The organism is Flavobacterium sp., assembly GCF_031537875.1.
Taxonomy (GTDB): domain Bacteria; phylum Bacteroidota; class Bacteroidia; order Flavobacteriales; family Flavobacteriaceae; genus Flavobacterium.
Genome location: NZ_JAVKNB010000011.1, coordinates 395,798 through 410,371, shown reverse-complemented (window position 1 = coordinate 410,371; position 14,574 = coordinate 395,798). Strand labels below are relative to the sequence as shown.

Annotated in this window: 8 protein-coding genes; all 8 read right to left on the bottom strand. The window is 32.1% G+C overall.

Going from position 1 to position 14,574, the window contains the following annotated elements:
• The coding region (locus RMR09_RS09045) for a PfkB family carbohydrate kinase (protein WP_310595471.1) at positions 1 to 786 on the bottom strand (786 nt) is incomplete at its 3' end.
• A gap of 69 nt (positions 787 to 855) precedes the next feature.
• Complete coding sequence (locus RMR09_RS09040; protein ID WP_310595470.1) at positions 856 to 2,007, bottom strand: DUF4960 domain-containing protein; 1,152 nt, start codon at positions 2,005 to 2,007, stop codon at positions 856 to 858.
• Positions 2,008 to 2,037: 30 nt separating this feature from the next.
• Positions 2,038 to 3,864: a hypothetical protein gene (locus tag RMR09_RS09035; RefSeq protein WP_310595469.1), complete on the bottom strand. Its 1,827-nt coding sequence runs from the start codon at positions 3,862 to 3,864 to the stop codon at positions 2,038 to 2,040.
• A gap of 19 nt (positions 3,865 to 3,883) precedes the next feature.
• Positions 3,884 to 5,587 (bottom strand): RagB/SusD family nutrient uptake outer membrane protein, encoded by a 1,704-nt coding sequence (locus tag RMR09_RS09030; RefSeq protein WP_310595468.1) that lies wholly within the window; start codon positions 5,585 to 5,587, stop codon positions 3,884 to 3,886.
• A gap of 12 nt (positions 5,588 to 5,599) precedes the next feature.
• Positions 5,600 to 8,680 (bottom strand): TonB-dependent receptor, encoded by a 3,081-nt coding sequence (locus tag RMR09_RS09025; protein ID WP_310595467.1) that lies wholly within the window; start codon positions 8,678 to 8,680, stop codon positions 5,600 to 5,602.
• Positions 8,681 to 8,718: 38 nt separating this feature from the next.
• Positions 8,719 to 10,041, bottom strand: coding sequence for a sugar porter family MFS transporter (locus RMR09_RS09020; RefSeq protein ID WP_310595466.1), 1,323 nt, complete (start codon positions 10,039 to 10,041; stop codon positions 8,719 to 8,721).
• A gap of 338 nt (positions 10,042 to 10,379) precedes the next feature.
• Positions 10,380 to 11,915, bottom strand: coding sequence for a glycoside hydrolase family 32 protein (locus RMR09_RS09015; RefSeq protein WP_310595465.1), 1,536 nt, complete (start codon positions 11,913 to 11,915; stop codon positions 10,380 to 10,382).
• Positions 11,916 to 11,918: 3 nt separating this feature from the next.
• Positions 11,919 to 14,480, bottom strand: coding sequence for a GH32 C-terminal domain-containing protein (locus RMR09_RS09010; RefSeq protein WP_310595464.1), 2,562 nt, complete (start codon positions 14,478 to 14,480; stop codon positions 11,919 to 11,921).
• Positions 14,481 to 14,574: the final 94 nt, after the last annotated feature.

The window sequence follows — 14,574 nt, the reverse complement described above, 5'->3', positions numbered from 1 at the left end:
TGAATCTCCTCGCAAAAGTTTAGTTACTAATGAAGCTAAAAACGAATCTCCTGCCCCTACTGTGTCAGCTACTTTTATAAAATATCCACTGTTATAATAAAATTTGTCATTGTAAAACAAAACAGCCCCAAAAGCACCTTTAGTAACACAAATTTGTGTTGTACCCATTTGGGAAGCAATGAAACGGATATTCTGTTCAAATGAATTAAATGGTGAGTCTAACATTTGAGATAACTCAAGCAACTCTTCATCATTTAATTTGATAAAATCAGAAGCTTTCATTAAATCAACTAAATTTTCCCTAGTATAATAAGGCTGTCTTAAATTAACATCAAAAACTGAATAATTTGAATGATTAATAATAGTGAATAAGGAATTTCTGGATACTTCATCTCTACAAATTAAACTCCCAAATATAAAAACATCTGAATTTGATACTACAGATAAAAGTTGTTCATTATGTTCAATTTTATCCCAAGCTGAGGGGTATGCAATGTCGTATGATGCATTACCTTTTTCATTAATCATTACATGTACAACTCCCGTCTTATATTCTTGTGATTTTTGTATATATGATATATCTATTTCTTTGGATTGCAAATATTCAATTATTTCTTGTCCCTCTTCATCTAATCCAACTTTACTAATTATTTTTGATTGTACACCCAACGATTTCATTCTTAGCGCCACATTGAGTGGAGCACCTCCAATTTTTTTGTGGGTTGGGAATAAATCAAATAATACTTCTCCAAAACTAACTGCACTAAGTGCATATTTTTTTTCCATTTAATCTCAAATTAAAATTAAAGGGCAAGTAAAAAACTTGCCCAATAACTTACTACAAATAAATCCAACTTATTTTGTTCGCAAATAATTAATCGCGTTTTGATAGATTCCTTTAACATTTCCATCATAAGGGTTTGTTCTACCATCATTCATAGACCATTCCATACCGCCAATTCCAATAGCAATAATAGTCCCTGAATAAATTGTATTCGCCTTAAATTCAATTATACCAGGGCAACATTCATCTGTAACACCGCCCCATTCACCAATTACTCTACCTCCATATAATCTTTCAAATTCGGCAAACTGCCCTTTTTGATGTCCTGGACCTAATAATGGTCCAATATCCCATAGCGTATTATGATTTTCTTTAAAACCTCCATTTATAATACGTACAAATCCATTAGAATCAGTAGGAATAACGTTAGTAAAATTATATAGAGGATGATTTCTTTGGTCGTTTTGAAAATTCACTCCACCATCTATAGTCCATATATCAGGATTATCACCTCCAACACCATTATCTTTAATGGTTAACATACCGCTTTTATCTCTACCAATTAATTCAGCATAACTTGTGGCCATACCACCTAATAACATTTTACCCCCTTCTACAACATATTGAATTAAAACACTTTTTTTATCAATACTACCTTGCGGCAATGCAGAAGTTCCTGTTGTGTCATAGTAAAAGAAAACGACGTTTACTGATTTCAATTTATCTGTCGTTAAATCTGAAAAGGGAATATAGATAAACTTATTACCATAAACTGATTGAGCCCATAACGCAGCTGCTTTAACGTCATCGTCAACAATATCCTGAATTGTAGCGGCATCATTAACAAATGCTATCTGACTTGGTAAAACGCGTGCATTAATTATGTAATTTCTAGTTTTACCATTATAAGCTGCCTTCAAAACTAAAGGTTTGGACAAATCCACAGTAGTTCCTGATGCAGGACTTAGAATTACTCCTTCCGGGCTTTGCATAGTAAGCTTTACAGAAGAAAGATTGGTATCAGATGGAAGTACAAAATTAACTACTCCTGACAAATTATCAATTGTAGCTGAAGTTGTACCAATTTTAATTGATTCCACTATATTTAAGGACGATGGTAAACTATCATCGTAATTAAGCCTTTCTTCACAGGAATATATCAGAGTTGCTACTAAAAGCAACCCGATATATTTCATATTTAAAACAAATTTTATATTTTTCATATTTAGTTATATTAAATTAAGAATACTTAATTAATCATTATTCAAATTATATAAGTGGTCTAAAATATTTCTTGTAAAGACTTTTATATTGTTTTGATAATCATTGGTAGTACCATTTGAGTCCCACTCATATCCAACTATTGTATTCGCAATTGTAAATATATGACCTTTGAAATCTTTAGGGATATTAGCATCGATATCAGAACTATTAGTTAAATCAGTTCTATTAAACTCAACTGCACCATATCCAAAAGAATCTCCAATATGTCTCAGGGTTCCGTATTTAGTAGCTTGCATTACATGCTCAAATTTTGTTGCTGCATCTTGACCACAACATGATGGATTTATAATTCCATCAAAGTGTTGCCACCAGATTAATCTTACCTCTCTAGTTGGGCTATTTTGTAATGCTAAATATTCTCCATTTACAAATGTTAAACCATTAAAAATAGCATCGTTTCTTCTATTTCCAGAGTTGTTACCATCTCTCATTCCAAGACCCCAAATATCATCCGCTGGCTTCCCTGTATCAACACATCCTGAAGCACCAGAACATCCAAATTCAGAATATACATAATTTCCTGGTGCACGACCATCTCCAAAATTAGCAGGTACTCTACCTAATGAAAAAATAAATGGATTAGGATCCCCAGCGATCAACATATCTCCTCCAGCTTTTGCCCAAGATTTTAGAACTTCAGCCTGTGCTCCACCTGGACGTAATCCTGCTGGCAACATCGTTGCAACATTAGAATTAGTAGCACTAAATCCTTGATTTTCTGCTGGTGTTAAATAATACAACATAGCCACTTTTACATCAGCAATACTTTGAGCTGTAATGTTTGCAATTTTGATGTATTTGAAATTAGCTCCATATTGTGTTTGCATCCAAGTCGCAGCAGCTTTTGCATCATCATCAACTAATGAATTTACATCATTTTCTAACCCTAAAAAGGCATATTTTGTTGGTGCAATTGACTGAACTGTAACAGCATATGTTTTAGTAAGATTTTCTTTATTCTTAACAGTATAATTTACTGCTTGTGTGAAATTTTGAGTTGCACCTGAAGCTGGTGAAATAATTTGCCCATTTGGCGCCGAAATTACTGGAGTTAAAGCCGTTCTATTGGTTCCAGGAGGCAATACAACTAAAATCGAATTAGTAGCATTATCGATGATTCCAGAAACACCATTAATTTCGAATGAAGTAATCATTGGTGCTTCTATTTGAGTTACACTAACAGTATATTGTCTAGCAGTATATCCATTATTAGAAGTAATTGTATACACTTTAGGTGTTGTAAAATCTCTTGCAACCCCAGAAGAAATATCTACAGTTGTTCCTTTTGCAATAACAAATGATGGCGCTAAATTATTTAAATTACCATCTTGACTTCCTATTTCCACAGCAATTGTTCGAGATGTTTCATTTATTACTCCAAGTTTATCTGCGATTGCAAAAGAAAGTATTTTAGGGTCTCCATAAGCCGCAATACTAGCCGTGTATTTTCTATTGGCTCCATTAGTTGATTTTACTTCAAAAATTACTGGCCCTTTTGAAAAATCAATTGTAGATCCAGATGTAGGACTTACAGTTGCCGTTTCTGGCATACGGATTTCTGGTGTAACTTTTGTTAAATCAGTTCCAGAAGGTAACGTCATAGTGATAGTTCCTAAAGTATGATTAATCTCTGCATATTGATTACCAACCTTAAATGATTGGATTATGGATTCTGAATAATCAGGCACTCTATCGTTAAAAAAATCATCTTTAGCACAAGAAAAAATGGTAAAGGCAATGGCAATTAGTATTCCGAAGAATCTAAAAATGGATTGTTTATTGTTTGTTGTTTTCATTTTATTATGGTTTAGTTAATTAATATCCTGCTCTTTGTTTTAAAACACCAGCACTAGCATCTATTTCAATCTGTGGAATAGGTAAATACAATTCATGTGGTTGTAATAAAGCTGATGTTAAATAGGTTCGTCTTGTTTTTTCAGTTTGTAAATAATTATTTACATATTGCTCTGCAATTCCCCAACGAACAAGGTCATAAAAGGCATGCCCTTCATTTGCTAATTCTAAACGTCTTTCCATGCGTAGTGCCTTGATGGCATCTGATTGTGACAATGAAGTTGAATACATTCCAATCACATAATTAGCCGCATTTTGAGAATGATTATTGAAGTCCTTAACATACGGAGCATTTTTTGCTCTATTTCTAATTTGATTTATAATAGTTATACCACCAGAAACATTCCCACTTTCGATTGAAGCCTCAGCTTTCCATAATAATAAATCACTGTATTTAATAATAGGAAAATCTAAATTCCCTAAAGCCCATGGAAACCCTGTTGGATTTGAAGCTAATCCGCTTGATTTAGGAGATATAACATTTTTTTTGTTTAAAAAATAACCGTAGGTAGCCGGATCTCTACTCCAATCTAATTGTTGTGGTCTAATTGACCAGTCTTTCCAAGTTATCCCTGGTCTACCAACTACATGATCTAATCTAGGGTCAACCGCATCTGTTGAAGTAACATTGCTATTATTGTAGGTATCAAATAGCGGCAATCCATTTGCATCCACTTTGTAAGCGTTAACAAGGAATTGGGATGGTTTATCAAAATCATCTCCATTCAAATACGGATTGTTAGTATCGTCTCCAGGACTATCAGGAGCATTTAACAAATTTCCGAAATTTAAATTCCCATATTGAGACCCATCTTTGGTTGAAAATTGAATAGCAAAAATATTTTCTCTATCACCATATCCTGGAATTGAATACAATTTCTCTAAATCTGAAACCAATTGATATTTCCCTGAATTAATTACTTTATCAGCACTTTCTATGGCATTAGTCCATTTTTTTTGAAAAATTTGGGCTTTACATAAATAAGAGTAAGCTACCATTTTATTAACTCTTCCAAGTTCTGTTTGAGACTCAGGTAATTTTGCAACAGCATCATTTAAATCTGATTCAATTTTTGACCACATAAATGCAGTATCAAATGTGTTTGAAATTTTATTAATTTCAGCAATAGGTGTATTCTCATCATACCAAACAATTGAGCCGAAATTTTTTATAGCTTCAAAATAAAAATGAGCTCTTAAAACTTTTAATTCCCCAATTCTTACATTTTTAGCAGGAAATTCTTGTTCCGTTTTAGCCGTTACAACTCGTAAAGCAGTATCTACTCTTTTTATACCAAAATAGATAGCTCTCCATAAATTATATACATTTTCACTTGAGGCAAAAATATCATGAGTTTCTAATTGGAGCATTCCTCCTCCAGGATTATCACCTGTTCCTCCTCCTCCTTTGTAGGCGTCACCAGCTCTTAAATCTGAAGTAGCCCAATTAGATGGTGCATGATCAAATGGCCATAAATCTCTAAATTGTCCGGTGTTATATCTGAAGTCTAATGCACTATAAGCTGCAATAACTAACTGGTCTGGGTCAAGATTATCAGCCGATAAAACATTATATTCCTGTACTTCTAATTGACTATCATTTACACAGGATTGAAACTGTAGTCCTAATAATGCAACTAGTATTATTTTATATTTATTTTTCATTTTACTATTATTTTAGAAATTAGTGGAAATACCAAATGTGATGGATTTTGAATGAGGAATGCCATACCCTGCAATTCCTATTCCATTTGCGCTAAGACCAGATACTTCATAATCAAATCCTGTGAAAGAAGTTATTGAGAATAAGTTTTGACCTAATACATACATTCTCAATTTATTCAATCGTAATGATTTAGTCACTTTATCATTAAATGAATATCCTAATGAAATTGACTTTAATCTAATATAAGAGCCATCTTCAACATAATAACTTGAAGGTTGTAATTCATTATTAGTATTTAAAGTTGAAAGAGCTGGAATATTTGAATTAGCTCTACTTGGAGTCCATGCATCAAGAGTATTAGTTCCATGATTGAAAGCGAAATAATCAAAATCCATCAAATAGCGTTGGGTATTATAAATTTTATTTCCTTGTTTTCCATCAAAATACATTGAAAAATCAAAGTTTTTATACGAACCAAATAAATTTATACCATAGGTAAAATCAGGATGTGGATTCCCAATAACTGTTCTATCTAATTGATTAATTACCCCATCCCCATTGATATCTCTATATCTTAATTTTCCAATAGCCTTACCTGGTTGTTCTGCATGAACTGCTACTTCTTCAGGTGTTCTAAAAATACCGTCAGCAATTAAACCATAAAATGAAGCAATAGGTGATCCTTTTTGAGTAATTGCCACTCCATTATTTAATAAGAAGTTAGCATCTGAATCTAAACTCTCTACATTATTTTTATATTTCGAAAAATTTAAATCAACTCCATATTTAAAAGCTTTATCAGATTTGTTTTTGTAACTCAATACCGTTTCAAATCCTTTATTGCTTACAGAACCAGCATTAATTGTTGGAGGAGTAGATTCTCCAGTAACAGAAAGAGCAATTGGATTTAAAATTAAATCCTTAGTCGTTTTAACAAAATAATCTGTTTGAATAGTGATACGGTTTTTGAATAATCCTAAATCAAAACCAACATTATATTGCTCTGTTTTTTCCCATCTAATATCAGGATTAGCTTGTCTTGATTGTAATATACCACGTGTAGAACCTGTACCTGTACCTTTAATATCATAATCTGAAAATTCAACTACATTTCCAACACTATTATTTATAAAACTAGACATATACAGATAGTCTCCAATTAAGTCATTCCCATTGATACCCCATGAAGCTCTCAATTTTAAATTGGAAATGTACTTACTCTCTTTTAAGAAATTTTCTTTATTAGCATTCCATGCCAAAGATGCTGCTGGAAAGATCGCAAATTTATTGTTCGGTCCAAAACGAGAAGACCCATCTCTTCTTACACTTCCAGATAAAATATACTTATCATTAAAAATATATTTTAGTGACCCAAATTGAGAAATTTTATACGATTCAACTTTTCCTGTTAAAGTTTGAAATTGAGCATCTGGTTTAATAACATAGCCATTTGTTCCAGTAATATCAACTCCTCTAACTAAATCCGTCAATGAATTATCTTTTCTAGCAGAATTTTCTACACCAACTAAAATTGATATTGCGTGTCTATTAAAAGTTTTATCGTATTTTAAAGTATTAGTAAAAATCGTAGCTAAATAATCATTGTTAATAGCAGAAGTCGTGATATTTTGAAACACTGAAGGAACAGCTCCATTTACTGAAAAAGCTTCGGATGCAGTATTGAATTTATAAGTACCATAATCAAAATTTAAGGTAGTATTAAAATTTAAATTCTTTAACACCTCAAAATCAACATAAACATTACCTAAAATTCGATTATTTTTTTGAACGTTATTTCTATTGCTCCATAAATTAGCTAACGTATTTGGCTTGTCCTGTAAGCCTCCTCCAATAGGAGCAGCATAATCTCCCTTATTAGTATAAATCGGGATTAATGGATTTTGTAAAATTGAATTTTCAAATTCATTCGCTTTCACTTCATTGAATTTTGAATACAAAAAGTTTTCACCAATTGTAATTTTATCCTTCCATAATTTATATGATGCATTTAACCTTAAGTTGATTCGGTCATAATAAGTATATTTTTGTGTCCCATTATCTTTTGAATAACTTGCTTGTGAATACAAATTCAACTTTTCAGTTCCTTTTCTATATGAAAAATCAGTATTTGTAGAAATAGATTGTTGCGTAATTGCATCAACCCAATTGGTATTTGCAGATGAAACTAATTTATTGGCGTCCAAATATTGAGGAATAGTAAAACCAGTTCCATTATTAATCAAAATTGGATGAGTTGGAGTAGTTATTCCTGCTCCTAATTGAGATTGATATTCTACATCTGCCCATTGTTGAGCATTTAGTAAATTAATTTTATCACGAAGCATATTAGTAGTAACTTCTGATTTAAAACTAAATTCAGAAACTCCTTTTTTACCCTTTTTTGTAGTAACAACAATTACTCCATTTGCAGCTGAAGTACCATAAATTGCAGCTGAAGCACCATCTTTTAATACTTGAATAGATTCAATTTCTTCAGGATTTAAAGCAGAAGAATTCGTTGTTTGTACACCATCAATTACCCACAATGGAGATGAACCACTATTAACGGTTGTAAGTCCTCTAATGGTGATTTGAGAATCATTCCCACCAGGAGTTCCACCAGAATTAATTTGTAACCCCGCTACTCTACCTTGTAAAGCAGTTAATATGTTAGGGCTTGACTCCTGAGCGATATCAGCTACTTTAACAACAGTAATTGCTCCAGAAATATCTGATTTTTTCTCCTTACTATATCCAGTAACTACAATTTCATCTAAAGTGTTAGTAGCAGACTTTAATATAATTTTGTAATTAGGAGCTGCAGTTACTACTACTTTTCCATCTATATATCCTAAATAAGATATTATTAACACATTACCTGTTTTAGCACTGATATTGAAGTTCCCATCAAAATCAGTAACAGTTCCCTGTTTAGTCCCTTGAACAATTACACTAGCACCTGGTAACGGATTACCATCATCTGAGAAGACCTTTCCATTCAGCTTATTTTGCTGAGCATAAGATCCAAGTACTAAGAAAAACATCATAATAAAATAGATGTTTTTCTGATTTTTAAAATACTTAATTTTCATACATAATTTAGTTTTGGTTTGTAAATAGAATTATAAAATTATTTTTGTTTAGTAAGATTTTTGTTCATTTCTTCGAGTGATATCCCTTTAGTTTCTGGCATCATAAAAAGCACAAAAATCAATTGAAATACCATCATCAAAGCAAAAAAGGCAAACACATTCCCAACCCCATAATTGGAGAATAAAATAGGAATCATTGACGGGATTATAGCGGCTAGAACCCAATGTACTGAGCTGCCAAAAGACTGTCCAGAAGCTCTCAAATGATTAGGGAATATTTCAGATATAAAAACCCAAATTACAGCACCTTGTCCAATTGCATGTGAGGCAATAAAAACAAATAGAAAAATAGGAACAGCCAAACCAGTCCAATGAAAATAAAATGCACTAGCTACTAGTGAAAGTGAAATAATATAACCGATAGAACCAATTATCATTAATATCCTTCTTCCTAATTTATCAATCAAATACACTCCTAACATTGTAAATATCAAGTTGATAAAACCAATCCCGATACTGCTAAGTAAAGCGGTTTTTGAACCCAATCCTGCTTCTTCAAAAATTCTTGGAGCATAGTATAGAAAGGCATTGATTCCTGATAATTGATTGAAAAATGCTATCAAAAAAACTAATAGTAATGGGAACCTATATTTACTAATAAAAATGGTCTCTCTTAATGGAGTAGTATTGTTATTCTTTTCAAAATCAGAAATTAGAAGTTCTGTTTCATCATTTGTAGCATATAAATTTAAAACCTCTTTAGCTTCTGAAATTCGATTTCCAGACATTAACCAACGAGGGCTTTCTGGAATATATAAAACAAAAATTGAATACAGAACTGAAGGAAATAACTGAATCCCTAACATCCATCTCCAAGAATTTGCTCCAAAATCACTTAAGTAAAAATTAGATAAAAAAGCACACAGTATTCCTAAAACAATATTGAATTGGTAAAATCCAACTAAACGTCCTCGGTCTTTAGCTGGGGCTATTTCTGAAATATAAGAAGGGGCAGCAATTGTCGATGCTCCGATTCCTAATCCTCCAATAAATCTAAAAAAAGCAAACACCCACGGGTTATTTGCTAATGAAGAACCTAATGCTGACAGGGAGAATAATATTCCAATTATGAGCAAGGTCTTTTTCCTTCCTAATTTATTTGTAGGAATCCCACCAAACAAAGCCCCTATTACGGTTCCCCATAATGCCATTGCCATTACTACTGAACCATGGAAAAAATCACTTGAATGCCATAATTGCTGTAATGCTTTGTCAGCGCCAGATATTACTACAGTATCAAATCCAAATAGGAATCCTGCAAATGAAGCAATCAAAGACCATATTAAAATTTTTGTTTTCATAAGATAGTTTGAATTTTCATTTGAACCAAAACTATTCGAAATCGTTTTCTTGAAAATTCTATAATGTATCAATTACATTCAATTAGGTTACATTTATTACAAATCACTGATTATCAGAGAGTAAATAATAAATTACCCTGTTTTTTATTTAGAAAATTTCAAATATGTAACCTAATGTTCTAATATTGTATCTTGCTATGGAAATTGGTTTGGATTTATTTGAACAATTTCAACTTAAATTAGATACCAAAACCTTTTTGACATATATCCTTTAAATAAAAAGAAGTTACAATTCAAAAAAAAGGACTGCATTATGCAGTCCTTTATAAAATTTATTTTTATTTAAATTTGTGAAGGGAAAAATCTAATAATTCAAATATCGGATTCTCCGATTGTAGCTCAACTCTAGTTGTCTTGTTAGTATTAGGAAAAAACAAATTAGTAGCCACTTTCTTTCCGTTATCTAAAAATAATTCTATTGAATTCTTATCTACAATAATTCGAACATTTTTTCTCTTTTTAGAATTAGAACTAGTTTCATATAGAGTCTGAACTGTTTGGTATTCTTGTTTATTTAGTTCTTTATCTTTTCGAATTAAGGTCCAATTTTCGGAATTTGAATTATAACTCAATCTAATTGACACTTTATCATCATCTAAAATTTGAAATACTAAATCTCCATTGGATTTATTAGGAAAGAAAGAGAAACTTAAATCAAATGTTAAATCGAAGGAATTATGATTTTTAAAAATCATATTCACTTGGTCTATACTTATTTTTTTTGATTTTTTACTTAAATCCTTAACATAAGATTCCGATAAGTTTATCGGTTCTTGTCTTAATAAATAACCTGCATCATCTTTATCTAGATATAAATTTCTTGGAATAGTCATTGATCCTCTCCAGCCTAGTGAAGGAATGTCAGCAGCATATTGCCAATTATTCATCCAGCCTAACCATTTTCTGGATTGAGTAGTTTGATTAGGAATTCCTGCCCAAGTAACAGCTGCATAAAAATCCTTACCATAATCCAAAAATTGATACTCTAAACCTGATGAAGTTTCTGTTCCATCCAATACGTAATTTTTTCCATCGAAATCTCCTATAAAATAATGAATCCCTGATCCCCCAGAGATGTTTCCATTACCCAAATTGACTGTTAAAATCCATTTTGTTTTTCCTTTATACGATAAGGGAAATAAATCTGGACATTCCCAAACTCCTTCTGTAATTCCTTTCGAGCCAAACTCACTCATTTTAGTCCAGTCTTTTAAATTAGGTGAACTATAAAATAAAATTTTCTTTTCCATAGACATCGCGACAATCATAACCCAATTTTTATTATTTTCATCCCAAAATACTTTTGGATCTCGAAAGTCTTTACTATTTAAATTTAATACCGGATTATTTGAATATTTGGTAAACGTACGGGCATTATCATTACTATATGCTATACTTTGATGTTGCAACCCTGTAGCAGCATCATAACTGGTATAAATTGCTACAATTGGGGGACTCATCAAACTTCCAAAACCGCTTGTATTGTTATAATCAACAACTGCTGATCCAGAGAATATCATTGTTTTGTTTTCCTCTTCTAATGCAATAGGTAAATGCTCCCATTTTACTAAATCTTTACTTATTGCGTGCCCCCAACTCATATGTCCCCATACATTACCATATGGATTATACTGATAAAAAAGATGGTATTCTCCTTTATAATAAAACATCCCATTTGGATCATTCATCCAATTTTTTTGAGGTGTAAAATGTACTTTAGGTCGGTATTCTTCTATTGGTTTTGCATTTTGGGCATTCCCAAAAGTTAAAGAAAATCCAAATAGCACTAGTGCTTTAATTTTTAGTTTTAACATGTTTTAATTCACAATTATTTTAGCATCAAATAAGCTATTATTAATAAATCCTTTTATTATATATATTCCGTCATTCACTTTAAAACCATTATCTAAAAACCCATCCCAGTAAACTATTGGATTAGAAGGATCGATTGACGTTTCTAGTTTTTTAACTGGAAAACCATTTAAATCAAAAATATAAGCATAAATAGTACTTACTGATTTAGTGTGTTCAAATTGAAAATTAAAAAATGAATTAGATGGATTTGGAAAAACAATTGGATGAATTATATCTTCATTTTCAAAATTGTTTTTTGCAACTGAAGATACTCCACCTGAATTAATATTATAGATTTTTACTTCCGAAGCTGTTGCATTTCCTCCCTTTGCAAAAAGATCGATTCCATTTACTATCCCTGATGGGAATATTCTAGTAGCAAAGGCGAGTTCTTCATTTACAAAGACCTCTACCACTGATGCATCTACAAAAATGCGCCATTTAATATCCCCTACTGGGAGTTCATAGGAGGTGGATTGATTTGTTTTAGGCACATCACTTAGAACCGAGGATTTACTTCGATCAACAACAAAACTTTTATTTATTACATCATAATATATAAGTGTCTGCTCTGCAGTAGCTGTATTTTTATGCAAAACAAAACCTATTTTTGTCGCGGCCCCAGGATTAGTGGTTGCAACAATTTCATATTGTGAACCACTAGCTCCATTTAAGAGATTAGAACTTGATTCATTAAAACTCAAATTAGTAAAAGTTGCTGGTTGAGCGTTTCTTAACTGAAGAAGATTAGGATGAGGAACCTGCTTTATTTTAGAATTAGCAATCGTCCAAACTCTTGGCAAACTAAATACATTGGCCCAACCTTGACTTTTTTGCTTTGCAGAAGTTACATTGTCAGGGATAATTCCAATAGCTGTTAGATTCCCACTAGCATCCTTTCCAATAGAAGGAGATAATAACTGATTAATTAATTCCAAACTATTTGGAACCGGTGAATCTGGAATAAATTTAGTACCATTAAAATTACCAGTCCAATATAATGAATTTGCATTAGGAAGTTTATTTATTAGTAAAATAGATTTAGACCCAAAATTATAATAAATAGGCATTTCCCAAAAATCACCTGTTTGATCTACACTTGGATTACCTTCAAACATAGTACCTTGTAAATCCCATTTTGTAAAGTCTGAGGCAGCAGATTTATACAAAAATATCCCCCCTCTTGCAGTTCCATTGCGTAATCCAGTACCCACCATCATATACCAATTAGAATTGTGTTCAAAAACAAAAGGATCTCTAAAATCTGCGTGAGTAAACCCAGAAGTTGGTGCACTTGTAATCACAGGAATACCGTTTTTAGTCCATGTCTCAAAAGGCGAATCTGATTTTGCAAGTCCAATAGCGGCCCTTGCCTTATTAACTCCAGTATAAAATAAATAGGGTTTATCTTGTGAAACAATTACATGCCCTGACCAAATACCTACCTCGTCAAAACCAGGTTGAGGCCATAAAACTTGTTGCTTTTCTTCCCAATTAGTTAAATCGCTACTTACATAATGCCCCCAATTGATATGTTCTAAATAGGGTCCGTTTAAATTACGTTGACTAAATAAATGATATTTCCCTTGAAGATAAAATAATCCATGAGACTCATTAGTCCAGCCCGCAGAAGGCAATAAATGATATTTAGGTCTATGGTTGTCATTTTTGTAACGTTCAGCAATTGGTATGGACAAATTGGGCGTAGGAATAGTTGTAGCACTAAATTGTGTTTTAATTTCACTGGCTGTAAGTACATTATCCCAGACACTTACTTTATCTATTGCTCCTGTCAAACCATTGGTGTCAAATCCAGCAATGGTCTTAATTTTAGACTCTTTCCCAATAAAAACTGACGCCGAACTATCCCATATTAAATCTCCTCCAGAAACAGTCTTAGTTTGAACTAAATCTCCATTCAAATAGAGTTCTACTTTCCCATTTTTAGCCATCACATTCATTGCTAGATAACTCCATTTTTTAAGTAGAACTTGGGTATCAGATACGATTTGGGTAAGATTATTTCCAATCATACATTGACCAATAATTCTTCCGTATTGATCAATTCCTAATGCTATTCCAGAACCCGTAGAGGGATTCACATTTGAAAAAATCGAAGCTAAAGTATTTTCTGTTATTGGATCGGCATCTTTTCTTTGAACTGGAAATGCTGATGGAGCCACCCAGCCTGTAACCGAAACATTCGAAGTTGGATAGGTTACATTAATTTTACCCGTTGCCCATCCATAAAATCCATTGGTTCGCAAAGCACTCCCTTCTATACCTACAATCCATTCAGCAGAACCAGCAGGCCCATTAATTGAAAGATTGGAATTGGATTTAACTTCCTTTATAGTTTCTCCCGACAATTCATTAAAATTAAAAGAAATAATTTCTTTTGCTGAAACTGTTGGGGTAGGAACAGGAGATGGATCTGGAGGCGACGGTGACGGTGATGTTTTACTAGAGCTACAGCTATTAAGTAACATCACAGCGAAAACAATAAAACCTATAAATTTCTTCATACTATATTTATTTTTTATAAAAATAAGAAGAGTATAAATAAGAGAAATTAGGTATTGTTACATTGTGAAAATAAAATATTAAAAATTATAATAA

What these genes read in the sequence shown, in the direction of transcription:
- RMR09_RS09040 (WP_310595470.1), bottom strand. Translation starts at nt 2,007, where the DNA reads ATGAAAAATATAAAATTTGTTTTAAATATGAAATATATCGGGTTGCTT.
- RMR09_RS09035 (WP_310595469.1), bottom strand. Translation starts at nt 3,864, where the DNA reads ATGAAAACAACAAACAATAAACAATCCATTTTTAGATTCTTCGGAATA.
- RMR09_RS09030 (WP_310595468.1), bottom strand. Translation starts at nt 5,587, where the DNA reads ATGAAAAATAAATATAAAATAATACTAGTTGCATTATTAGGACTACAG.
- RMR09_RS09025 (WP_310595467.1), bottom strand. Translation starts at nt 8,680, where the DNA reads ATGAAAATTAAGTATTTTAAAAATCAGAAAAACATCTATTTTATTATG.
- RMR09_RS09020 (WP_310595466.1), bottom strand. Translation starts at nt 10,041, where the DNA reads ATGAAAACAAAAATTTTAATATGGTCTTTGATTGCTTCATTTGCAGGA.
- RMR09_RS09015 (WP_310595465.1), bottom strand. Translation starts at nt 11,915, where the DNA reads ATGTTAAAACTAAAAATTAAAGCACTAGTGCTATTTGGATTTTCTTTA.
- RMR09_RS09010 (WP_310595464.1), bottom strand. Translation starts at nt 14,480, where the DNA reads ATGAAGAAATTTATAGGTTTTATTGTTTTCGCTGTGATGTTACTTAAT.